The 23,066-nt window shown below is 64.1% G+C and carries 18 protein-coding genes and 1 riboswitch; of the genes, 5 read left to right on the top strand and 13 right to left on the bottom strand.

Annotation, left to right across the window (positions count from 1 at the left end; translation table 11 throughout):
* Nucleotides 1-32: 32 nt before the first annotated feature.
* The 6 genes from JAO73_RS08485 to JAO73_RS22940 form a co-directional block, all read right to left on the bottom strand.
* Complete coding sequence (locus tag JAO73_RS08485; RefSeq protein WP_190925163.1) at nt 33-1,079, bottom strand: adenylate/guanylate cyclase domain-containing protein; 1,047 nt, start codon at nt 1,077-1,079, stop codon at nt 33-35.
* Between the two features lie 34 nt (nt 1,080-1,113).
* Nucleotides 1,114-1,494 (bottom strand): response regulator, encoded by a 381-nt coding sequence (locus JAO73_RS08480; protein ID WP_190925161.1) that lies wholly within the window; start codon nt 1,492-1,494, stop codon nt 1,114-1,116.
* A gap of 52 nt (nt 1,495-1,546) precedes the next feature.
* Nucleotides 1,547-3,493, bottom strand: coding sequence for a tetratricopeptide repeat-containing sensor histidine kinase (locus JAO73_RS22950; RefSeq protein ID WP_317191213.1), 1,947 nt, complete (start codon nt 3,491-3,493; stop codon nt 1,547-1,549).
* Between the two features lie 199 nt (nt 3,494-3,692).
* Complete coding sequence (locus JAO73_RS22945; protein WP_233168917.1) at nt 3,693-5,849, bottom strand: sensor histidine kinase; 2,157 nt, start codon at nt 5,847-5,849, stop codon at nt 3,693-3,695.
* Between the two features lie 69 nt (nt 5,850-5,918).
* Nucleotides 5,919-7,301 (bottom strand): sensor histidine kinase, encoded by a 1,383-nt coding sequence (locus tag JAO73_RS08465; RefSeq protein ID WP_198976640.1) that lies wholly within the window; start codon nt 7,299-7,301, stop codon nt 5,919-5,921.
* Between the two features lie 102 nt (nt 7,302-7,403).
* A complete protein-coding gene (locus JAO73_RS22940) occupies nt 7,404-9,629 on the bottom strand; it encodes an ATP-binding protein (protein ID WP_233168909.1) in 2,226 nt (741 codons plus the stop codon).
* Nucleotides 9,630-9,990: 361 nt separating this feature from the next.
* Between JAO73_RS22940 and JAO73_RS08455 the strand changes: the two genes are divergently transcribed.
* A complete protein-coding gene (locus tag JAO73_RS08455) occupies nt 9,991-10,599 on the top strand; it encodes an HD domain-containing protein (RefSeq protein WP_198976639.1) in 609 nt (202 codons plus the stop codon).
* A 20-nt stretch (nt 10,600-10,619) separates the two neighbouring features.
* Entirely contained in the window at nt 10,620-11,225 is a 606-nt protein-coding gene (locus tag JAO73_RS08450) for a thiamine phosphate synthase (RefSeq protein ID WP_198976638.1), read from the top strand.
* Here JAO73_RS08450 and moeB read toward each other — a convergent pair.
* The 7 genes from moeB to thiS all read right to left on the bottom strand — a co-directional run bounded on the left by moeB (nt 11,211) and on the right by thiS (nt 18,162).
* Nucleotides 11,211-12,314, bottom strand: a complete 1,104-nt coding sequence (gene moeB / locus JAO73_RS08445) for a molybdopterin-synthase adenylyltransferase MoeB (protein ID WP_198976637.1) — start codon at nt 12,312-12,314, stop codon at nt 11,211-11,213. The two genes, JAO73_RS08450 and moeB, sit on opposite strands and share 15 nt — an antisense overlap.
* Nucleotides 12,315-12,438: 124 nt before the next feature.
* Entirely contained in the window at nt 12,439-13,560 is a 1,122-nt protein-coding gene (gene thiH, locus JAO73_RS08440) for a 2-iminoacetate synthase ThiH (protein ID WP_198976636.1), read from the bottom strand.
* A 96-nt stretch (nt 13,561-13,656) separates the two neighbouring features.
* On the bottom strand, nt 13,657-14,439 hold the full coding sequence (locus tag JAO73_RS08435) for a thiazole synthase (RefSeq protein WP_198976635.1): 783 nt from the start codon (nt 14,437-14,439) through the stop codon (nt 13,657-13,659).
* A 5-nt stretch (nt 14,440-14,444) separates the two neighbouring features.
* The gene (locus JAO73_RS08430; RefSeq protein WP_198976634.1) at nt 14,445-15,068 is read right to left on the bottom strand and encodes a thiamine phosphate synthase; all 624 of its coding nucleotides are present in this window, start codon (nt 15,066-15,068) and stop codon (nt 14,445-14,447) included.
* Nucleotides 15,069-15,074: 6 nt separating this feature from the next.
* Nucleotides 15,075-15,836: a bifunctional hydroxymethylpyrimidine kinase/phosphomethylpyrimidine kinase gene (thiD, locus tag JAO73_RS08425; RefSeq protein ID WP_198976633.1), complete on the bottom strand. Its 762-nt coding sequence runs from the start codon at nt 15,834-15,836 to the stop codon at nt 15,075-15,077.
* Between the two features lie 118 nt (nt 15,837-15,954).
* Nucleotides 15,955-17,832 (bottom strand): phosphomethylpyrimidine synthase ThiC, encoded by a 1,878-nt coding sequence (gene thiC / locus JAO73_RS08420; RefSeq protein ID WP_198976632.1) that lies wholly within the window; start codon nt 17,830-17,832, stop codon nt 15,955-15,957.
* 126 nt (nt 17,833-17,958) lie between these two features.
* Nucleotides 17,959-18,162: a sulfur carrier protein ThiS gene (gene thiS / locus JAO73_RS08415; protein WP_198976631.1), complete on the bottom strand. Its 204-nt coding sequence runs from the start codon at nt 18,160-18,162 to the stop codon at nt 17,959-17,961.
* An 81-nt stretch (nt 18,163-18,243) separates the two neighbouring features.
* Nucleotides 18,244-18,341, bottom strand: a riboswitch (TPP riboswitch).
* A 94-nt stretch (nt 18,342-18,435) separates the two neighbouring features.
* On the opposite strand from thiS, the gene JAO73_RS08410 reads away from it, so the two are divergent.
* The 3 genes from JAO73_RS08410 to JAO73_RS08400 all read left to right on the top strand — a co-directional run bounded on the left by JAO73_RS08410 (nt 18,436) and on the right by JAO73_RS08400 (nt 23,007).
* Nucleotides 18,436-19,503, top strand: coding sequence for an acetamidase/formamidase family protein (locus JAO73_RS08410; RefSeq protein ID WP_198976630.1), 1,068 nt, complete (start codon nt 18,436-18,438; stop codon nt 19,501-19,503).
* A 188-nt stretch (nt 19,504-19,691) separates the two neighbouring features.
* The gene (locus tag JAO73_RS08405; RefSeq protein WP_198976629.1) at nt 19,692-20,765 is read left to right on the top strand and encodes a tetratricopeptide repeat protein; all 1,074 of its coding nucleotides are present in this window, start codon (nt 19,692-19,694) and stop codon (nt 20,763-20,765) included.
* A gap of 187 nt (nt 20,766-20,952) precedes the next feature.
* Nucleotides 20,953-23,007, top strand: a complete 2,055-nt coding sequence (locus JAO73_RS08400; protein WP_198976628.1) for an OmpA family protein — start codon at nt 20,953-20,955, stop codon at nt 23,005-23,007.
* Nucleotides 23,008-23,066: the final 59 nt, after the last annotated feature.

Raw genomic sequence — 23,066 nt, 5'->3', positions numbered from 1 at the left:
CGGACGCCAGATGAGGCTGACAGGCAGAGGGTTTACTCCACCACCTCGTAAATCTTCACCGGCAGCGCCTTGTTTTTCAGCATGACTTCGCTCACGAACTGGCACTGAAAGGATTCTTTCACTTTCAGGTACACGGCTTCGCTGATGATAATCTGGTCGGGCTTGGCGGCCGACTGCAGGCGCTGCGACATGTTCACTACGTCGCCGATGACGGTGTAATCCAGGCGCTTGAGCGAGGCCGAGCCAATGTTGCCCGACACCACTTCGCCGGTGTTGACGCCGATGCTGACCTGCGGGCGGTACTCGAAGCCGGGGGGCAGCGGGGCGTCGCTCTGCTGCAGGGCCTGGCGGGCCGAAAGCGCCGCGTCGATGGCCCGGTCGAGGTGGTGCTCGCCGCGAAACACGACCATCACGGCGTCGCCCATGAACTTGTCGACGTGGCCGCCCTGGGCAATGAATTCCTTCACCACCAAGTCGAAATACGTGTTGAGCAGGCTCACCACGTCGGTGGGCGCCAGCTTTTCGGCCAGCGCCGTGAAGCCGCACACGTCCAGAAAAACCACGGTGGCTTCCACGGTTTCGGAAGCGGTGAGGCGGTTTTCGAAGTCGGGCCGCGTCATGAAATTGAGCACGGTCTCGTCGACGTACATTTTCAGGATGTTGTTTTCCTGAATGGCCTTGAGGGTTTCGCGCAGCTGGCGCACCTGGTCGGCGGTTTTCTCGATGGTGACTTCCAGGTCGGTGAAATCGACGGGCTTCACCACGAAATCGAAGGCGCCGCGGTTCATGGCGGTGCGCAGGTTGCCCAGGTCGCCGTACGCCGACACGATGACCGTTTTCATGGCCGGGTGCTGGGCGTGGGTGTGGCTGAGCAGCGTGAGGCCGTCCATCACCGGCATGTTGATGTCGGACAGAATAACGTCCGTATCGGGGTGCTCGTTGATGCGCGTCAGGGCCTCCTCGCCGTTGGTGGCGAACACAAATTCGTAGGTGGCCTCCCGAATCTTGCGCCGAAACTTCTGCTTGATGAGCAGTTCGAGGTCGGTTTCGTCGTCGACCACCAGAATTTTCGTTTTCATGACACGGGTTGTGGTAGAACGGTTGGCTACGCGCTTAGGAAGGCAGCAAATGTGCTAATTTATCTTTGAGCACCGCAAAATCCACCGGCTTGGTGAGGAAATCGTGGGCGCCCAGGGCCAGCGCTTTCTGGTGGCTTTCATCGTCGCCGTACGCCGTTATCATCATCATGGTGGTGGGCGGCATTTCAAATTCCTCCTTCACGTGCCCCAGCAGGTCGAGCCCGCTCATGCCGGGCATGTTGATGTCGGAGAGAATGATGAGCACTTCGGAATGGTGCGCCCGCAGAAATTCCAGGGCTTCCTCGCCCGAGAAGGCAAAGCTGAAGGTCCACTGGCCACTGCGGATTTCGCGCCGGAAACGCTGCTGAAACAAGTCGCGCACGTCGGTTTCGTCGTCAACTACCAGAATTTGCATAGGGTCAATTTTGCAGCGTAAAAGTTGGGCCCAAAGGTAGGCCCGGCCCAACTTAAGCCGGCAGGCGCACCACAAATTCGGTGCCCTCGCCTTCGCGGCTTTCCACGGTGAGGGTGCCGCCGTGGCCCGTGGTCACGATGTCGTGGCTCAGGCTCAGGCCCAGGCCCGTGCCCTCGCCCACGGGCTTGGTGGTGAAGAAGGGCTGGAAGATTTTGGCCTGCACGCTTTCGGGCATGCCCGTGCCGTTGTCCTTCACCCGGATTTCGACCGCGCCCGGCACGGCATGGGTGCTCACGGTCACGGTGGGCCGATAGCCTGAGCCCGGGCTTTGCCGCTGGCGCTGCTGCACGGCATGGAAAGCGTTGGTAAACAAGTTTATCAGCACGCGGCCCAGGTCCTGCGACATGGCCTCGATGTGGGGCAGCTCGGGGGCTAGTTCGGTCACAAGCTCGGCCGTAAATTCCTTGTCTTTGGTGCGCAAGCCTTGGTAGGCCAGGCGCAGGCTGTCTTCCACCACGGCATTCAGGTTGGTGGGCACGCGCTGGCTGGTGCCGGCGCGCGAGTGCTCCAGCATGCCCTTGATGATGGACGTGGCCCGCTGGCCGTGCTGGCTGATTTGCTGCAGATTCTGCTTCAGGCCGGTCAGGATTTCCTGCTCCAAGCCGGTGCTGCGGGTAGGGTCGCGGTGCTCGCCGGTGATTTCGTCCACCAGGTCGGTGCTGACTTCGGCGAAGTTTTTCACGAAGTTGAGCGGGTTCTGCAGCTCGTGGGCAATGCCGGCCGTGAGCTCGCCCAAGAAGGCCATCTTCTCGCGCTGCACCAGCTGGTCCTGAGCAGTTTTGAGCTCGGCCAGCGACTGCTCCAGGGCTTCGCGAGCGCGCTCCTGCTGGCGGGCGTGGCGAGCCAGCAGCAGGGCCAGCGCCAGCAGCCCCACCAGGCCCACCACCAGCGCGTAGGTCCGGTAGCGCGCTTTGAGGCGGGCCTGGCCGGCGGCGGCCTCCTGGGCGCGCTGCTGCTCGCGGTAGTTGAGGTTTTGCAGGCGCATCACCTTTTCCTGCCCAAACAGGGTGTCCTTCATCACCAGCATCAGGCTTTGGTACTTGAGGGCGCTGTCGGCGTTGCGGCGGGTTTTGTAGTCTTGGGTGAGCAGGGTGCTGGCGTTGAGCACGCCGCGCAGGAAGCCGTTGGTCTGGGCGGCCTGGCAGCCCAGCCGGGCGTAGTAAACACTGGAGTCGAGGCGGCCCTGCTGCTGGTAGAGCGTGGCCAGGCCCACGTAGGCAAAGTTGAGGCTGCGCAGGTGCTGCACCTTCTTCGACTCCGTGATGCTGGCCCGGTAAAACGCCTTGGCCTGCGCCGTGCGGCCCTGCTTGCGGGCCACGTTGCCCAGCCCGTAGAGAATGTAGTTGGTGGGCGTGCGCAGGCGGCGGGCCAGCGCGTAGGCCCGCTCTTGAAAGATGCGCGACGAGTCGAGCTGGTTGAACAAGTCGTAGGCCAGGCCGATGTTGCTGAGCTCAATCACCACGCGGCGCTCGTCGCGCAGCTCCTCGCCAATTTTCAGCGCCCGGAAGTAGTAGGCCAAGCCCTGACGCTGGTCGCGCAGGTACACGTAGATGATGCCGATGCTGCGCAGGTTTTGGGCAGCCAGGGCGCGGTCGTGGGTGACTTCGGCAATGCGCAACGACTTCTGAAACACCTCCAGCGCACGGGCCAGGTTGCTTTCGCGCAGGGCGGCGCCCAGGCGGTTCAGGGCCTCGCCCTCGCCGTGGCGGTAGTGCACGCGGCGTGCCAACGCCAGGGCCTTGTAGGCATACACGGCGGCCGAGTCGGTGCGCTGGGTCCAGAGCTGGTCGCTGAGCTGGCACAGCAGCACCACGCGGCTGGTGTCGGGCAGCGGGCGGGCCAGCAGGTGGCGCAGGCTGTCCACGGCGCGGCTGGGCGGCGGCACCACCCGGCCCAGCCCCACCCGCGGCACGGCCAGCAGCAGCGCGGCCACGGCCACCCATGCCAACCCAACAGCCCGGACCCGATAAAGAGAAATAAATGTGCGCAATAGAGGAGGTACCAAGCCGGGGGTAAAATTCAGCAAATTCCGATTCGGGGATGCATTCTGACGAAAAAGCGCTGGGAGTTTCCCAGCCCATAACCGCTCGTGCCTCCCTGAGCAAACGGACTCGTAAGCTGGCCGTTAGCTGGCTTACTCAATTAATCGGCAAGCTAATCAGAAACTCGGTGAATTTCCCTTCCTGAGACGCCACCGTGAGCGTGCCGCCGTGGCCCTGGGCGATGATGTCGTGGCTGAGCGAGAGGCCCAGGCCCGTGCCCTCGCCCGTGGGCTTGGTGGTGAAAAAAGGCTGGAAGATTTTGGCTTTGACCGACTCGGGTATGCCCGGGCCGTTGTCGCTGACCCGGATTTCCACCTGATTACCGACTTGCTTCGTGCTCACGCGCACGGTGGGCCCATAGTCCGCCTCGCCGGCCTGTTGGCGCTTTTGCACGGCGTAGAACGCGTTGCCGAACAGATTCAGCAGCACCCGGCCCAGGTCGGCCCCGGCCGCCTCCACCAGCGGCAGGCCCGGCGCGAAGTCGGTTTCGAGCTTGGCGTTGAAGGTTTTGTCTTTGGCGCGCAGGCCCTGGTAGGCTAGGCGCAGGTACTCGTCGCAGAGCTGGTTCAGGTCCGTCGGGGCCCGCTCGCCGGTGCTGGTGCGGCTGTGTTCCAGCATGCCCTTCACAATGGCCGCCGCCCGTTTGCCGTGCTCGGTGATTTTGCCCAGGTTTTGGGCCACGTCGCTCGCCAGCTCGGCGGCCTCGGCCGTGTCGCGGGCCGCCAGTGCCTCTTGCAGCTCCTCCACCAACTCGGTGCTCACTTCCGAGAAGTTGTTGACGAAGTTGAGCGGGTTCTGAATCTCGTGGGCGATGCCGGCCGTCAGTTCGCCCAGGCTGGCCATCTTTTCCTTCTGAATCAGCTGCGCCTGCGTGGCCCGCAGGTCCGTCAGGGAGTGTTGCAGCTCGCCGGTGCGCTGGGCCACCTGGGTTTCGAGGGTTTCGTTTTGCTGGGCCAGCAGGGCTTGCTTCTCCTGCTCCTGCGCGATGGTCTGGGCCGAAAGCCGCTCCACCTCGGCCAGTTTCACTTGTAGCAGCCCGGCATCGAGGGCAAACTCCCGCGCTAGAAACAACGAGATGCCCAGCGCCGGCAGCACGAAGACCGCCACGATGCACAGGTTCTCCACCAGCAACGGCGCCGCCAGCAGCCGCACGCCCAAATACCCCAATGCGGCCAGCAGCCCGCCCGCAAAGCCGACGGCAATAATCCAAGCCCCGCGCCGCCGCTGCCGCACCGCCCTCACGGTCAGGCGCAGCTCCTCGGCAGTAAACAGAATGCTCATGGCCCCCCACAGGTAACCAGGCATCGGGTGAAAAGGAGCCAGCAGCAACGCCAACACCACCCCTCCGTACCACAGCCACAGGCCAGCGTAAACGCGCCCGGGCCGTACGTTGAATAAGTCGTACAAGGCCCGCACGGCCCACAAACCGGTCATGGAAGCCAGCATGTTCGTTGCTGCCAACACCACCAAGAAGGGTCCTAGCGAGTCGAAAGCCATCGTGTACCGGCAGTATGCCCCGAATGAAGCCAGCGCCGCCGCCAGGGCAAAACGGGCAAAAAAGCGGTTGGCTCGTTGCTTGGGGTTGTAGCGATAGAAGGCGTAGTGCAGCAAGGCCAGCATAACCGAAAATCCCAGCAACACTAGGAACACCCGGGCGTTATCTCTTTCCCTGGCCTGACTCTGCCAGAATACCTGCGGGCTGAACAAAAAGGCTGTTAACTGCGGGCCTCGGTCAGCTCCTATCAGGAAAGGCGGCTGCCACGGCGCGTAGCGCACGGCCAGCACCTGCTCAGCTGGCCCGCCCGCCGGCACTTGCCCAGGTTGCGGAAAGCGCCCCCGGGGCACCACCCGAGCGGGTTCGGCATTGATGATACCTTGTCGTTGTACCAGTTGGCCGTTGAGGTATACTTCAATAGCACCCAGTTCCCCGAAATTGACCAGCAGGTCGTGCCCGCGCAAACTGTCGCCGAGGCGCAAGCGCAGCCGCAGCCAGCTGATGCCGGTTTGCACAGCCCGCGGCTGCGCGCGCCGTGGCCGGGTGGGATTGAGGGTGTCCCAAGCGCGGTCGTCGAAGTCGGACCGGGCCCAGGCGGGGTCGTCACCGGCGTGGTAGCGCCAACCTTTTTGCAGCAGGAACCCGCCCGTGGCGGCCAGGCGGTCGATGCGCAGCACCGCTGTATCGGCCGGCAGCGGCGCGGCGGTGGCAACCCCGGAAAACAGCCACAAGGCTGCGAGCAGTAAAAAGTAGCGCATAGGCAACGACGAGCGACGCGCAGAGGCTTTCTGCGCGCGAATGGAATTAATTCCAGTAAAAATTGACTTTTAGACCGGCAAGCTAATTACAAACTCAGTGCCTTCGCCCTCGCGGCTTTCCACGGCCAGCGTGCCACCGTGGCCCTGGGTCACAATGTCATAGCTCAACGACAAACCCAGGCCCGTGCCCTCGCCCGTGGGCTTGGTGGTGAAGAAGGGCTGGAAGATTTTGGCCTGCACGCTTTCGGGCATGCCCGTGCCGTTGTCTTTCACGCGCAGTTCCACTTGGTCGCCCACGCGGCGCGTGCTCACGCTCACGGTGGGCGCGTAGCCGGGCTCGCCGCGCTGCTGGCGTTGCTTCACGGCGTAAAACGCGTTGGTGAGCAGGTTGAGCAGCACCCGGCCCAGGTCCTGCGAAATGACTTCGACGGGCGGCAGGCTGGGGTCGAAGTCGGGCTTGAGCGTGGCGTTGAAGCTCTTGTCTTTGGCGCGCAGGCCGTGGTAGGCCAGGCGCAGGTACTCGTCGGCCAGCTGGTTGAGGTCGGTGGGCACCCGCTCGCCGGAACTGGCCCGCGAGTGCTCCAGCATGCCCCGCACAATGCTGGCCGCGCGCCCGCCGTGCTGATGAATTTTCTGCAAATTCTGCTTGAGGTCGGCCAGCAGGTCGGCTTCCAACTCCAGGTCGCGGTCAGGCTTCTCGCGCTCCTCTTCCAGCTCGGTCACCAGCTCCGCACTGACTTCGGCGAAGTTGTTCACGAAGTTCAACGGGTTCTGAATCTCGTGGGCAATGCCGGCCGTGAGCTCGCCCAGGCTGGCCATCTTTTCGCTCTGAATGAGCTGGGCCTGCGTGGTTTTGAGCTCGGTGAGGGCCGTGCGCAGCTCCTCGGCCTGGTGGGTGAGGGCGGCGGTGCGCTCGTTCACCAGGCGTTCCAGCTCGGCGTTCTGCGCCTCGATGAGGCGCTTGGCCTTGTCTTCTTCTTCGCGCAGCAGCCGCTCTTTTTCCAGCTGCTTTTTCTGGCTGCGCGCAATAAAAATGAAGGTAATGAGCCAGATAATGGCAAACCCTTGCGTCGTATCGAGGGCGGCGTCGTACTGTTTGGGCACCTTGCCCGTGGGCGATTCCACCACAAATTCGACCAGTTTGTAGAGCAAAAACGGGCTCACGGCCAGCAGCAGCGAGCGGGCCGGCCGGTAGTCGCGCACGGCCACCACCACGGCCACCACCACGCTCAGCACCAGCAGCAAATAGGCATCGTCGAGGTTGGTACTGCGCACGTCGAGCGCGCGGGCACCGAGGTACAGCAGCACGCCGGGCACCCAAATCCAGTTCAGGGCTTTGTTGCCGCGCGGCAAGCGCCGGGGCAAGTCCAGGAACTTGCGCAGCGCCCCCACCACGCCATACGCCAGCGGGGCTATGATTAGAATGTCGCCAAAGCTTGAATAGTTTGCCATGAAAGTCGATGCAGCGCGCAGTCGGGACCCGGCCCCGACGAAGTGCGTGGCAATGTTAATCAGCAGCCGCCGAACCATTGCCGGCGCCGCGCCCGCAAGCCCCTACGCCGGCAGGCGCACCACAAACTCGGTGCCTTCGCCGGGCCGGCTTTCCACGGTGAGGGTGCCGCCGTGGCCTTTGGTCACGATGTCGTGGCTCAGGCTCAGGCCCAGGCCCGTGCCCTCGCCCACGGGCTTGGTGGTGAAGAAGGGCTGGAAGATTTTCGCCTGCACGCTTTCGGGCATGCCCGTGCCGTTGTCTTTCACCCGGATTTCGACCGCTCGGCCGCCGGGGCGGTGGGTGCTCACGGTCACGGTGGGCTCGTAGGCCGCGCCGGCGCCCGCCACCAGGGCTTCGCGCTGGCGCTGGCGCACGGCGTGCAGGGCGTTGGTGCACAGGTTGAGCAGCACGCGGCCCAGGTCCTGCGCCACCACGGGCACCGGGGTTAGCCGGGAATCAAAATCCTTGCCCAGCGTGGCCCGGAAGGTTTTGTCCTGGGCACACAGCCCTTCGTAGGCCAGCGTCAGCGACTCGTCGGCCAGGGCGTTGAGGTCGCTGAGTTCGCGCGGGCCCGTGCCGGAGCGCGAGTGCGCCAGCATGTCTTTGATGATGGACGACGCCCGCTGGCCGTGCTGGCTGATTTGCTGCAGGTTCTGCTTCAGGCCGGTCAGGATTTCCTGCTCCAGGCCCGCCGACCGGGCCGGGCCGCGGCCGTTCATGTCCTCGACGAGGTCGGTGCTGACTTCGGCGAAGTTTTTCATGAAATTGAGCGGATTCTGCAGCTCGTGGGCAATGCCGGCCGTGAGTTCGCCCAGGAAGGCCATCTTCTCGGCCTGCACTAGCTGCGACTGCGTTTGGCGGAGCTGGTACAGCGTGCGGCGGTTCACGCGCAGCTGCCGGTAAATGAAGGCGCTCAGCCCCGATACCACCAGCACCGCCACCAGCGCCCCCAGCAGCAGCCAGTTGCCGAGGCGCAGCCGCTCGGCCTGCACGGCCTGGGCTTGGCGCAGCTCGTTGATTTGGGCGTTTTTGGCCTGTTCCATGCGCTCGTTTTCGTACTGGGCCACGTGAAAGGCGGCCTGCGCCGCGCTCAGGGTATCGGCGAGGGCGATGTAGGCGCGCGAGTAGCGCTGGGCTTCCACCAGCTGGCCGCGGGCATCGTAGAAGGCGGCCAGCTCTTGCAGGTAGCGCGGGCGCAGCTTGTCGAGCCGGGCAGCGGTGGCTTTTTGGTAGGCGCGCAGCCAGTGGTGCTCGGCCTGGCGGTGGTTGCCTTGGGTGGCGTAGTAGCGGGCCCAGGTGGCGTCCAGCTCAAACTCGCCCGGCCCGCTGGAGGTGGGCAGGTCCAGGGAGTCGTCGAGCTGCTGGGCGCGGCGCAGCAGCGGCTGGGCCTGGGCCGGCAGGCGCATCTGGAGCAGCACGGCCGCTTTTTGCACCAGCGCAAAGGCCCGGTCCAGCTGCCGCTCATACGGCTCGTCGACGTGGGCGGCCAGGGCCGAATCGGCCGAATGCAGCGCGTCGGGATATTTGCCCAGCTGCACAAACAGCTTCGAAAGCGCCAGAAACGTGAACACGCGGTTGGTGCCTTGCACCCGTCGGAATTCGGGCAGCGCCTGGGCCTGGCTCAGGTACTGCACGGCCTTGGCGTGGTTGCCCCAGTCGGCGTAGATGCCGCCCGTCACGATGATTTCGTTGATGTAGAGCTTGCGGCTGAAGCGCAAGGCCATGTCGGCCGCGCGTAGGGTGTTATTGATGGAACGGTTGTAATCGCCCAGGCGGCGATAGTACGCGCCTTGCGATACGTAGCAGGCGGCCACGTTCTCGGTATTGCCGCGCACCCGGTAGTAGGCCAGTTTTTCGTCGTAGTACTGCTTGCGCTCCTTTAGCTGGTTCAGCTGGTTGTAGAGGCCCACCAGGTTCATCAGCAGCCACGGAATGGGGCGGCCCGCGCGGTCAAACTCAGCTACGGCGGCCTTCATGGCGTCCAGGGCGGCCGCGTTGGGGGTGCGCTGCCACAGGGCCAGCCCCGCGCGCAGGCGGCGGTAGGGCTCGTCGTCGAGGGTTTGGAGGCGCTGGTTCAGGGTCAGCAGCTGGTCGAGCAGGGGCAGCGCGGCGGCGTTGGAGGGGCGCAGGTCCAGCAGGTGCACCAGCGTGCGCAGCCGGGCCGAGTCGGACGGCTGCTGCGGCAGCAAGCGGGCCAGCGAGTCGGCGTCGGCGTCCCAGTAGCGCCGCTGGGCATGCGCCGCCCCGCTCAGCGCCCACACCGCCAACACCGTAAAAATCCATTTCATGGGTAGAAACCAGCGTGAAGGCGGCAGGCAAACGCCGCAACGATGCCGGCCGTGGCGGGGCCCGCCGCCGGCTCCCGGCCCGCCGCGCCCCGCCCGCAGCCGGGCGCCGTCGCAATACACAAAAACCGTGCAAGCAACGCCCTAAGCCGAACGCCGGCCCGGGCAGCTGCCTGCACAACTCCCAAAGCTACTGCCTGCACTGTCATGCCGTAAAGATGAAAGAATTCTGCGCATCGGCCCAAGTCCGACCCAGTAATTGTCGGCCCGTCTTATCCGTTGGCTACCAATTGCTTCCCCGATTCGCATTTTACGTAGTTGCTTTGCGCCGCCCCGGGCCAATCCGGGCCACGCCTCCCGCCGCATGAACCACCACGCCGCCGAAAATTTTATTGTGAACGAGCTGCGGCGCGGCCTCTCCCCCACGCTCTATTACCACGGCCTGCACCACACCCTCGACGTGGCCGAGGTGGCCCTGGAGCTGGCCACCGCCGAGGGCCTGACCGACCCCGAGCCGCGGGTCCTGCTGCGCACCGCCGCCCTCTACCACGACGCCGGTTTTCTGCAGGCCTACCAGGGCCACGAGGCGCAGGGCTGCGCGCTGGCCCGGGCCACGCTGCCCGGCTTTGGCTACACGCCCGACCACATTGAGCAGATTTGCGCCCTGATAATGGCCACCCAATACCCGCAGGAGCCCCAAAGCCATTTGGCCGAAATTCTCTGCGACGCCGACCTCGACTACCTGGGCCGCGACGACTTCGAGCCGATTTCGACCAGCCTGTTTCACGAGTTGACCGCCCGGCAGCTCATCGCCGGTGAGCACGCCTGGTTTCAGCTGCAAGCCAATTTTCTCACCGGCCACCGCTTCTGGACGCGCACCACCATTGCCCGCCGCGCCGCGCCCAAGCAGGCCCGGCTCGACCACATTCTGGCCCTGCTGGCCAACTGGCCCACACCCGGCCCCGCGGCCTGAGGCGGGCGCTTCAATTCTCCATGCGGCTCCTTGTCATTTCGCCCCCGCATTCCGTCCCCCACGAAACCGCGCTGGTGAGCCAACTGCTGGCCGCTGGCCTGGCCCGCTTCCACGTGCGCAAACCTGGCTGGGAGCAGGGCGAAATAGCCGCCTACGTGGCCGATATTCCGGTCCGCTACCGCCCCCGGCTGGTGCTGCACTCGCACCACGCGCTGGTGGCCGAGCTGGGCCTGGGCGGTGCCCACCTCACCGCCGCCGGCCGCGCGGCGAAGGCCCGGCCAACTCTGGCATCGGGTCAGACGCTGTCCACGTCTTTCCACACGCTGGCCGAAATCCGGCAGTACCGGCGCCGCTACGACTACGTGTTTCTGAGCCCGATTTTCGACAGCCTCAGCAAAGAGCAGTACGCCGCGGCCTTTGACCTGGCCGACGTGGCGGCCACGCTGCGCAAGCTGCGGCAGCGGGCCGGCTACGCGCCGCAGGTGCTGGCGCTGGGCGGCATCGAAGCGCACCGCCTGGGCGCCGTGCAGCAGGCCGGGTTTGAGGGCGCCGCCGTGCTGGGCGCCGTGTGGCAAAGCCCCGACCCGGTGGCGGCTTTTCGGGCGTTGCAATCAATAATCGGCTAGCCCGTTGCGCAACGAGTACACTTCCCCAAAACCCTGGGCCAGCAGCAGCTGCGCCGCTTTCTGGCTGCGCACGCCACTGGCACAATGCACCACCACGGGCACGTCGGCGGCTATTTCGGCCAACTGCTCACTCAGCTGCCCCAGCGGAATGAGCCGGCCGCCAATGCTGCGCCGGGCGGCCTCGTGGGGCTCGCGCACATCCAGCAATTGCAATGGCCGGCCACTCTGTTGCCAGGCTTTCAGGTCATCGGCCGAGAGTTCGGGCGCGCGCCGCGGGGCGGCTTCCAGGGGCGCTTCGCCGCAGAAGGCGGCGTAGTCAGGTGCTAGCGCCGTGAGCCGCTGGTTGGCCACCACGGCGCGAAACTTGATGTTTTGGAAACGCATGCCCAGGGCATCCACCAGCAGCAGGCGGCCGCTCAGCACCTCGCCCAGGTCTAGGATGATTTTTAGCGCTTCGGTGGCCTGCAGCGTGCCCACCAGCCCCGGCAGCACGCCCAATACCCCGATTTCGGCGCAGTTGGGGGCGTCGCCCGGCGCGGGCGGCTCGGGGTAGAGGCAGCGGTAGGTGGGGCCATTCTGGTAATTGAACACCGACACCTGCCCCTCAAACTTGAAGATGGCCCCGAACACCAGCGGCTTGCCCAACATGACGCAGGCATCGTTCACGAGGTAGCGCGTGGCGAAATTGTCGGAGCAGTCCACCACCAAGTCGTAGGGCGTAAAGAGGTCCAGCACGTTGTCGCTCGACAGCAGTGTTTGATGGGTTTGCAGCGTGATGAACGGGTTTTGGGCCGCCAGCTTCTCGGCGGCGACAACGGCCTTGGGCCGGCCCACGTCGGCGGTGGCGTAGAGCACCTGGCGCTGCAGATTGCTGTCGTCCACGGTGTCAAAATCGAGCAGGCCCAGCGCGCCCACGCCGGCCGCGGCCAGGTACTGCAGCACCGGGCAGCCCAGGCCGCCGCAGCCCACCACCAGCACCCGCGCGGCTTTCATGCGCTGCTGCCCGGCTAGGCCGATTTCGGGCAGCAGCAAGTGGCGGCTGTAGCGGTTGTTTTCGGCGGGGGAGAGCGGGGAACTGGTGGGACTCATGGAATAGCTGAACGTCATGCAGAGCGCCGCGAAGCATCTCGCGTGCTAGCACTAACTCACAATTTCGTGGTTTTGATTTACTCCTGCCCGCGAGATGCTTCGCGGCGCTCTGCATGACGTTTTTCTAGCGGGCTAAGCCCACCAGCGTGGCGTCCCAGTCTTTCCAAACCGGCTCATACCCCTGGCGGCGCAGCATGGCCGCAATTTCGGCCGGGCTGCGCTCGTCCGAAATCTCAAATTGCTCCAGCGACTCCGGCGCCACCACGTAGCCGCCCGGGTTGGTCTTGGAGCCCGCGCTGATGCTCGTAATGCCCAGCTTCACCACGTTGTCACGGAAAACCGGGCTTTCGCGGGTCGAAATTGACAGCTCCACTTCCTCGTTCAGCAGGCGGTAGGCGCAGATGAGCTGCACCAACTCCCGGTCGCTCATCTCCACTTTGGGCTGCAATAGCCCCTCCGCCGGCCGCAGGCGCGGAAACGACAGGCTGTACTTGGTTTGCCAGTACGTGCGCTCCAGGTAGTCGAGGTGTAGGGCGGTGAAGAAGCAGTCCGTCCGCCAGTCTTCCAGCCCAATGAGCACGCCCAGCCCCATTTTGTGGATGCCGGCCCGGCCCAGCCGGTCGGGCGTATCGAGGCGGTAGTTGAAGTTCGACTTCTTGCCCTTGGGGTGGTGCTTTTTGTAGTCGTCGCGGTGATAGGTTTCCTGGTACACCAGCACGGTGTTCAGGCCCTCGGGGATGAGGCGCTCGTAGTCTTCCTGGTCGAGCGGCTGCACTTCCATGGAAAGGTGCGCGAAGTGCGGCCGTAGCGTGCGCAAGGCTTTTTCGAGGTAGTCGACGCCCACGGTCTGGTTGGCTTCGCCGGTCACCAGCAGCACGTGCTCATAGCCCCAGTCCTTTAGCACGGCGGCTTCCTGCAGCATTTCCACGCTGCTCAGGGTGCGCCGCCGGATTTTGTTATCGAGGCTGAAACCGCAATACGTGCAGATGTTCTGGCACTCGTTGCTCAGGTACAGGGGCACGTACAGCTGCACCGTATTGCCGAAGCGCTTGCGCGTGAGCTGGTGGCTGAGCTGCGCCATCTGCTCCAGATAGGGCACCGCAGCCGGCGAAATCAACGCCTTGAAGTCCTCCAGCGTGCGGTGCGGCGCGGCCAGGGCGCGCTCCACGTCGGCGGCCGTTTTGGCGTAAATTCGGGCTTTCACCTCGTCCCAGGGGTGGGCCTCAAAAAAGGGTCGGAAGCTCATGGTGTAGTTGTCAGTTGCTCGTTGCCAGTTGTTGGGCACCAACTGTTATGTCTTTCGACATACTAACAACTGACGACGAACAACTGACAACTAAAATCACATATCCAAAAACGCCGTGAGCGGCGAGCTGGCCACCGCTTCGGCGTGCGCTACGGGGGCGGCCAGCCGCGCCTCGTAGGCCATGCGTCCGGCTTCCACGGCCAGTTTGAAAGCCGTGGCCATGGCCACCGGGTTGCCGGCCACGGCAATGGCCGTGTTTACCAGCACCGCGTCGGCGCCCATTTCCAGGGCCGCCGCCGCGTGCGAGGGCGCCCCAATGCCGGCATCCACCACCACCGGCACCTTGCTCTGGCCGATGATGATTTCTAGGAATTCGCGCGTCAGCAGGCCTTTATTCGAGCCGATGGGCGAGCCCAACGGCATCACGGCCGCCACGCCCACTTCTTCCAGGCGCTTGCACAGCACCGGGTCGGCGTGGATGTAGGGCAACACCACGAAGCCCAGCTTCACCAGCTCCTCGGCAGCTTTTAGCGTCTCAATGGGGTCGGGCAGCAGGTATTTGGGGTCTGGGTGAATTTCGAGTTTGAGCCAGTTGGTTTCCAGCGCCTCGCGGGCCAGCTGAGCGGCAAAAACCGCCTCCCGGGCCGTGCGCACGCCGGAGGTATTGGGCAGCAGGTTGAACTGCGGGTGCGACAGGTGGCGCAGGATGTCGTCCTCGGCATCGGCCACGTCCACCCTTTTCAGCGCCACCGTCACCAGTTCCGAACCCGACGCCAACAGCGCTTCTTCCATCAGCACCGACGAGCTAAATTTGCCCGTCCCGGTGAACAGCCGAGAACCAAACGTGCGGTCGGCAATGACTAGATTTTTATTTAACATAATAATTAAATGGGATTTACGGCCGACAACTCCCTGATAAACAGACGCGCCGATTCCTCGGGGTCGGCTGCGCTGCCGATGGCCCCGGACACGGCCACGCCGTGCAGCCCCGTTTCGAGCAATGCCGCCACATCGCCCAGCGCAATGCCGCCGATGCCAAGTACTGGCACCGCAAGGCCCGCGGCCCGGCACTGCCGCATAATTTCGGCGTAGCCGGCCAAACCCAAAATCGGGCTCAGCTTCTCCTTGGTGCTGGTGAAGCGAAACGGCCCCAGCCCCACGTAATCGACGCCAGCGGCCGCCAGGCGCTGCACGTCGGCAAAGGTGTTGGCCGTGCCGCCGATGATGAAGCGTGGGCCCAGCATTTCGCGGGCCTCGGCGGGCGGCATGTCGGTGGCGCCCACGTGCACGCCGTCGGCCCCTATTTCCTGCGCCAGGCGCGGGTTGTCGTTGATGAGCAGCGTAGCACCGTGACGGCGGCACACGGCCTGCGTGTCCAGCGCCAGCTGCTTCCAGATGGCGGGGGGCTGGTTTTTCACCCGAAGCTGCACCCAACGCACGCCGCCCTGGCAGGCCAGCTCGGCTGCTTCGGGGCTGGTGGTGATGTAGTGCAAAGCGTTGATTTTCATGGTTGGTTAGCTTTTCGAATGGTACCCCAGCAGCGTGTCGTTGCTGGCCAAAAAGGCGGTGGTGTAGTCCTTGGCCGCGCGGCAGGCTTCTACCAGGCTTTTGCCCTTGGCCAGGTGGGCCAGCACCGCCGCCGAGAGCACGCAGCCGCTGCCGTGCTTTTCACCGTGCGGCAGCCGCGGCGCCGTGAACGAGTGCCACTTGCCGCTATCAAATAGCACGTCGGTGGCCTGGGCGCCTTCGTCGTGTCCGCCTTTTAGCAGTACCGGGCAGAAGGAGCTTACCGCCTGGGCTGCGATGTCGGCGGCGGCTTCGCCGGGCCACATGCGCAGCATTTCGGGCTTGTTGGGCGTCACGAGGGCCATTTCGGCGCACAGGGCTTGCAACAGGTTGCGGTCGGTTTTGCGGTGAAACTCGTAGCCGGCCGAAGCCTTCAGCACCGGGTCCCACACGATTTGCAGCTTGGGGTTTTGCACTTTCAGCCAGCCCACCAGCTCCAGCAGCTGCGGCAGGCTTTCCACCAGACCGATTTTGATAAAATCGACTTTGAAACGCGCAAACAGAATGCGAATCTGCTCCCGGATTTCGGCGGCCGGCACCCAGTTCACCCGCTCAAACGACACGTCGTTTTGCAGCGTGAGGGCTGAGCACACGCCCAGCCCGTACACGCCGTTCATCTCTAATGTTTTCACGTCGGCCAGCAGGCCGGCGCCGGCGCTGGGGTCGAAACCGGCAATGCTGAGGGCGTGGGGACGGAGGGGTTGGGGCATGGGATTGAACGGTGTAGAGACGCAACATTTTGCGTCTCGTCGTTGAACAGTGACGCTGGAACGGGACCTGCCGGCACGGCACTGGTCGTTCAACGACGAGACGCAAAATATTGCGTCTCTACAGATAAATCTCGCTGCCTTTTTCCACAAATTCACGCGACTTATCCACAAGGCCCTGGGCCAGCACCTCGCTGGCGGTCAGGTCCTGCTTGGCGGCATAGTCGCGCACTTCCTGCGTGATTTTCATCGAGCAGAAATGCGGGCCGCACATCGAGCAGAAGTGCGCCACTTTGGCGCCCTCGGCGGGCAGGGTTTCGTCGTGGTATTCGCGGGCAGTGTCGGGGTCGAGGCTGAGGTTGAACTGGTCCTCCCAGCGGAACTCGAAGCGGGCCTTGCTCAGGGCATTGTCGCGGTACTGGGCTCCCGGGTGCCCTTTGGCCAAATCGGCGGCGTGGGCCGCGATTTTGTAGGCGATGACGCCGTCCTTCACGTCCTGCTTGTTGGGCAGGCCGAGGTGCTCCTTGGGCGTCACGTAGCAGAGCATGGCCGTGCCAAACCAGCCAATCATGGCCGCGCCGATGGCCGAGGTGATATGGTCGTAGCCGGGTGCAATATCCGTGGTCAGAGGCCCCAGCGTGTAGAAGGGCGCCTCGTGGCACTCCTTCAACTGCTTATCCATGTTTTCCTTGATGAGGTGCATGGGCACGTGGCCGGGGCCCTCAATCATCACCTGCACGTCGTGCTTCCAGGCAATTTTGGTGAGTTCGCCCAGGGTTTCCAGCTCGGCAAACTGGGCTTCGTCATTGGCATCGGCAATAGAGCCGGGGCGCAGGCCGTCGCCTAACGAAAAGGCCACGTCGTAGGCCTTCATGATTTCGCAGATTTCCTCGAAGTGCGTGTACAAAAAGCTCTCCTTGTGGTGCGCCAGGCACCATTTGGCCATAATCGAGCCGCCGCGCGATACGATGCCGGTCACGCGCTTGGCGGTCATCGGCACGTAGCGCAGCAGCACGCCGGCGTGGATGGTGAAGTAGTCGACGCCCTGCTCGGCCTGCTCGATGAGCGTGTCGCGAAACAGCTCCCAGGTCAGGTCCTCGGCCTTGCCGTTCACCTTTTCCAGGGCTTGGTAGATGGGCACCGTGCCCACCGGCACCGGGCAGTTGCGGATAATCCACTCGCGGGTTTCGTGGATGTTTTTGCCGGTGCTCAGGTCCATCAGCGTGTCGCCACCCCAGCGGCAGCTCCACACGGCCTTATCAACCTCTTCTTCAATGGATGACGTGACGGCCGAATTACCGATGTTGGTGTTGATTTTTACCAGAAAGTTGCGCCCGATAATCATCGGTTCGCTCTCCGGGTGGTTGATGTTGCTGGGGATGACGGCCCGGCCGGCGGCCACTTCCTGGCGCACAAATTCGGCCGTGATGTGGCCTTCCGGCGTGTTGGCCCCGAAGCTGTGGCCGCGGTGCTGCGTGCGCAGCGGGTCGTCGGCGGGCAGCTCGTCGAAGCGCTGGTTTTCGCGGATGGCGATGTACTCCATCTCGGGCGTGATGATGCCCTTTTTGGCGTAGTGCATCTGGCTCACATTGTAGCCCGGCTTGGCCCGCAGCGGGTCTGCAATGTGCTCGAAGCGCAGGTGGTCGAGGCTGGAGTCGGCGGCGCGCTGCTGGCCGTATTCGGAAGTGGTGCCGCTGAGCTGCTCCACGTCGCCGCGGTCGAGAATCCACTGTTGGCGCAGGCGGGGCAGGCCTTTTTTCAGGTCGATTTCGACGTTGGGGTCGGTGTAGGGGCCGCTGGTGTCGTACACCGTCACGGGCGCGTTCTGCTCCGAAGGGAAGCCAAAATCGAACTTGCGCTCGGTGTCGGCCAGGGCGATTTCGCGCATGGCCACCCGGATTTCAGGGTGCAGCTTGCCTTGCACGTAGATTTTACGGGAGCCGGTGAGCGGCTGGCGTTCCACCAGCGTCTGCTGCGGGGCCTGGTCTTTCTTTTTCATGACGGGGTTAGTTGTCAGTTGTTTGTTGTCAGTTGTTAGAAATCAGCTGTCAAAAAACCTGCTGTCGTTGCGTCAACAAAAGACCTAACAACTGACAACGAGCAACTGACAACTAAGCGTAAAGCCTTACCCGCCCTGCGTGGCGCGAATAATCGTGACCCGGTCGTGCTCGCGCAGCTCGTGCGCGGCCCAGGCGGCGCGGGGCACCACTTCGTCGTTCACGGCCACGGCGAGGCCGCGCTGCCCGGCCAGGGCCAGGTCGGCGAGAAGTTGGGTAAGCGTCTGGGCGTCGGGGGTTTCCTGGGGCGAATTGTTTACGTAGCAGACCATGGCAACTGAATGAGTTGGCAGTGAATCAAATCCATAAACAATAGTGGGTGCCGGCCACGGCCCGCCCCATAGGCAGCCGCGATGCGGACCGTTACTTTTCCCTTCGCTGGTATTATCCAGAATCAGGTTCCAAGGGTATTTCTCAGCCGCGCCGAAGCGAAGCACCCCTAAAGTTTACGGGCCAAATCTACGGGATGAAATCCTATAATTGACATGAATTTTATGTGGCCGCCTTTTCGGCGTCCATCCCTGCGCAGGTGCGTACTTGCTGCCATGAAATTCCACGAATCATTCGCTCCCCGGGCCCGCCTGCTGGCGCTGTGCTTGGGCTTGGCCGGAGCTGCGCACGCCCAGAAAGCCACGCACCAGCTGCCCATCACGCCCGCCACTGCCGCCTGGGGCTACTACGATGCCGCCGCGCCGCCCGTGCTGCGCATCAAATCCGGCGAAACCGTGGAAGTGCACACGCTCATCACCTCCACCCCCACCCGCCTGGAAGGCGCCGGCCTGCCCCCGGCGCAGGTCGAGCCTAACCTGCGCGACATCGTGGCGCACGTAACCAACAAAGGGCCCGGCGGGCACATCCTCACCGGCCCCATTTTCGTGGAAGGCGCCGAGCCCGGCGACGTGCTGGAGGTGCGCATTCAGTCCGTCAAGCTGGCCATTCCTTACGCCTACAATGCCTTTGGGGCTAAGAGCGGCTTTATTCCGGAGGATTTTGGCTACGCCAAAATGCGCATCATTCCGCTCGATGAGAAGAAGATGGTGGCGCACTTCCTGCCGGGCATCGACGTGCCGCTGCGGCCGTTTTTCGGGAGCATGGGCGTGGCGCCGCCGGCCGCTTCGGGCCGGGTGAACAGCGCGCCGCCCAGCATTCACGGCGGCAACCTCGACAACAAGGAGTTGGTGGTCGGCACCACGCTGTATTTGCCGGTGCACGCGGCGGGCGCACTGTTTTTTGTGGGCGACGGCCACGCCGGGCAGGGCAACGGCGAGGTGGACATTACGGCGTTGGAAACCTCGCTCACCGGCATGCTGCAGTTCATTGTGCGCAAGGACCTGCACCTGACCCTGCCGCGCGCCGAAACGCCCACGCACTACATCAGCATGGGGTTGAACGAAGATTTGACCCTGGCCGCCAAGGATGCCGTGCGCGAAATGATAGCCTTCCTGGTGGCCGAAAAGCACCTGACGCGCGACGACGCCTACATGCTGTGCAGCGTGGCCGGCGACCTGAACACGACGCAGGTGGTGGATGGCACCCGCGGGGCCCACATGCTACTCCCGAAGAGCATTTTCGGGAAGGTGAAAGCGGAGAAGCAGAAAACAGAGAAAAGGTAAGAGGCGCCCTTCAGTACGTCATGCCGAGCGCAGCGCAGCACCTCGCCTGTCACCACTAAGCAGTAACTGCGGGCGAGGTGCTGCGCTGCGCTCGGCATGACGTTCTTTTTATTGGCCGCGCTATTGGCCAAAAGCAAAAATCCTATATCTTCGCTTCATACGCTTCTGCTTTAGCTTATCATCTGGCTATGATACAAAAACCTCTACTTTTTATCGTGTTGCTCACGGCGCCTTTTGCCGCCCGCGCGCAGGTCGATACGGTGCGGGCCAGCACCCTGCCGGGCCCCCAGCTGGCGGAGAAAGCGTATAACAGCGGCCTGGCCAGCTTCCAGGCTCAGAGCTACCCGGCGGCGCTGCGCAGCTTCGATCAAGCCATCGCGGCCAAGCCTGATTTCGCGGCCGCGTACACCAACCGCGCCGCCACCCGCTTCGAGCTCAAAGAGTACTCCCAGGCCCAAGCCGACTACGACCAGGCCCTGAAGCTGGAGCCCGGCAACTACGCCGGCTACTTTGGCCGCGCCCGCGCCCAGGAAGCCCAGAACCACCTCCCGGAAGCCGAACAGGACTACAGCGAATCCGTGAGGGCCAAACCCGACTACGCCCCGGCCTGGTACAACCGCGGCGTGCTGCGCTTCGAGAAAGGCGACTACCAAGCCGCCCGCGACGACTTCGACGGCGCCCTCAAGGCCGACCCCAAGCTGGCCTACGCCTACCACGACCGCGCCAGCACCCAGCAGAAGCTGGGCAACTTCGCCGCCGCCACCCAGGACTACACCCAGGCCCTGGCCCTGCAGCCCGACCTGCTGCCGGCCTTGCTCAACCGCGCCACCACCGAGCGCCGCACCGGCCAGCTGCCCCAGGCCCTGAAAGACTACGACGCCTACCTGGCCAAAAAATCTGACAACGCCCTGGCTTTTAACAACCGCGGCAACGCCCGCTTCGAGAACAAGGACTACGCCGGCGCCATTGCCGACTTCACGCAGGCCATCAAGCTCGACGCCAAATACGCCTACGCCTGGAACAACCGCGCCGCCGCCCAGCTCAAGCTGGAGAAATACGCCGAAGCCGCTGCCGATGCCAGCGAAGCCATCAAGCTAAAAGCCGACTACGCCGAAGCCTACCTCAACCGCGGCCACGCCCGCGAAATGCTCCGCCAAGCCGACGAAGCCTGCCAGGACTGGCGCAAAGCCGCCGAGCTGGGCCTGAAAGTGGGCAACGACTACGCCGCTGCCGCTGGCTGCGCGGGCGAGGCTACGGAGTAATTGGTATAATCCATACGGCGCGGCCGTGGCGCCTCCCCCGGCCCCGATTCGCATTGAAGCGCGAAGCCCAAAGCAGAGGGGAGCCTAACGATTCCGAGAGGAGCCTAACCGGTGCCCCCTCTGCTTTGGGAGAGGGGGGCAGGGGGCGCGGCGCCCGACAGAACATTCCCTAAACTATCTATCCACGATGTTATTACGCCTGTTTTTCCTGCTCCTCGCCAGCGCCGCCCTACCCGCGGCCGCGCAAAGCATTGCCTTCACCAAAGACAACTTTGGCGACAACAAAGAAGGCCTGCGCGAAGCCAACCGCGAGCTGAAGGACGGCGACACCGAGTACAACGCCGACCCGGCGCGCTACGCCCAGGCCCTGCCGCACTTTCTGACCGCGCAGCAGTTCAACCCCAACAATGCGGCCCTGAACGTGAAAATCGGCGACTGCTACCTGCACTCGCCCACCAAAACCGCCGCCCTGCCCTACCTGCAAAAAGCGGCCAAGCTCGACGCCACCGCCGACGCCCGCACCCACTTCCTGCTGGCCCGCGCCCTGCACCTGAGCGGCAAGTGGCGCGAAGCCCTGGCCGAGTACCAGCAGGCCCAGCCCGTGGGCGGCAACACCCGCAACGGCAGCGCCGAAACCCTTACGGCCAACGACTTGCAGCGCTACATGCAGCAGTGCCGCACGGGCCAGCAGCTGGCGGCCCGCCCGGTGCGCGTGTTCATCGACAACGCAGGGCCGGAGCTGAATTCGGCCGACTCGGACTACGGCCCGGTGGTATCGGCCGACGAGTCGACCATCCTCATCACCTCGCGCCGGGCGGGCTCGACGGGCGGCAAGAAAGACCCGGAAGGCAACGGCTTTTTTGAAGACATCTACCAAGCCTCCTGGCAGGGCAAAAAGTGGAGCCGCGCCACCAACCTGGGCACGCCCGTGAACACCGACGACCACAACGCCACCGTGGGCCTGGCGCCCGACGGCCAGCGCATGCTCGTGTACGTGGGCACCAACGGCGGCGACCTGCTCGAAGCCAACCTCGCGGGCAGCGCCTGGACCAAGCCCAAGCAGCTGGGCTCGCGCATCAACACCAAGTACCATGAGTCGTCGGCCAGCTACTCGCCCGATGGGCGCTGGCTATATTTCGTGAGCGACCGGCAGGAAGGCAGCCTCGGCGGCTCCGACATTTATAAAGTGGACATGGAAGGCCGCACCCAGCCGGTCAATCTGGGCTCGGCCATCAACACGGCCTACGGCGAAGAGGGCGTTTTTATGGCGCCCGATGGCAAGACGCTGTACTTTTCCTCCGAAGGCCACAACTCGATGGGTGGCTACGACATCTTCAAATCGGTGTTTGAGAACGGGAAGTGGGGCGAGCCGGAGAATCTGGGCTGGCCCATCAACACGCCCGACGACGACGTATTTTTTGTGACCTCGGCGTCGGGGCGGCACGGCTATTACAGCAGCGACCGGCCCGGCGGCCTGGGCGCCAAAGACATCTACCGCATCACCTTTCTGGGGCCTGAGAAACTGCCCGTGCTGAGCGAGGAAGACCAATTGCTAGCCTCGCGCCTCAGCCCCGTGAAGCAGACCGTGCTAGCGCCCGCCGTGGCCGTGGCCACCGCCCAGGTCACCATCCTCAAAGGCACTGTGACCGACGACGCCACCAAGCAGCCGCTCGACGCCGCCATCGACCTCATCGACAACACCAGCGGCCAGACCATTGCCACCTTCCGCAGCAACGCCACCTCGGGCAAGTACCTCGTGAGCCTGCCCTCCGGCACCAACTACGGCATCGTGGTGCGGCAGGACGGCTACCTCTTCCACTCCGAAAACTTCGACCTGCCCACCGGCGCGGCCTACGCCGAAGTGGTGAAGGACATTCCGCTGAAAAAGCTGGAAGTGGGCACCACCATCGTGCTGCGCAACATTTTCTTCGACACGGGCAAGGCCAGCCTGCGCCCCGAAAGCACCGCCGAGCTGGAACGCCTGCAAAAGCTCCTCACCGAAACCCCGGCCCTAAAGCTGGAAATGGCCGGCCACACCGACGACGTGGGCGAGGCCGCCAAAAACCAGGACCTGAGCCAGCGCCGCGCCCAGGCCGTGGTGCTCTACCTCACGCAGCACGGCATTGCCGCCGCCCGCCTCACGGCCGCCGGCTACGGCGAAACCCAACCCGTGGCCCCCAACACCACCAAGGCCGGCCGCCAGCTCAACCGCCGCACCGAGTTTAAGGTGACGGCCAAGTAGGCCCGGTGCGGCCGGGAAAATTCCGCCGTTGGCCGCGAAACGGCCATTGATAATCGGAA

This window comes from Hymenobacter miniatus, assembly GCF_016427455.1.
GTDB classification, from domain to species: Bacteria; Bacteroidota; Bacteroidia; order Cytophagales; family Hymenobacteraceae; genus Hymenobacter; species Hymenobacter armeniacus.
The sequence above is the reverse complement of the archived record's forward strand: the minus strand, read 5'-3'. Positions and strand labels throughout refer to the sequence as shown.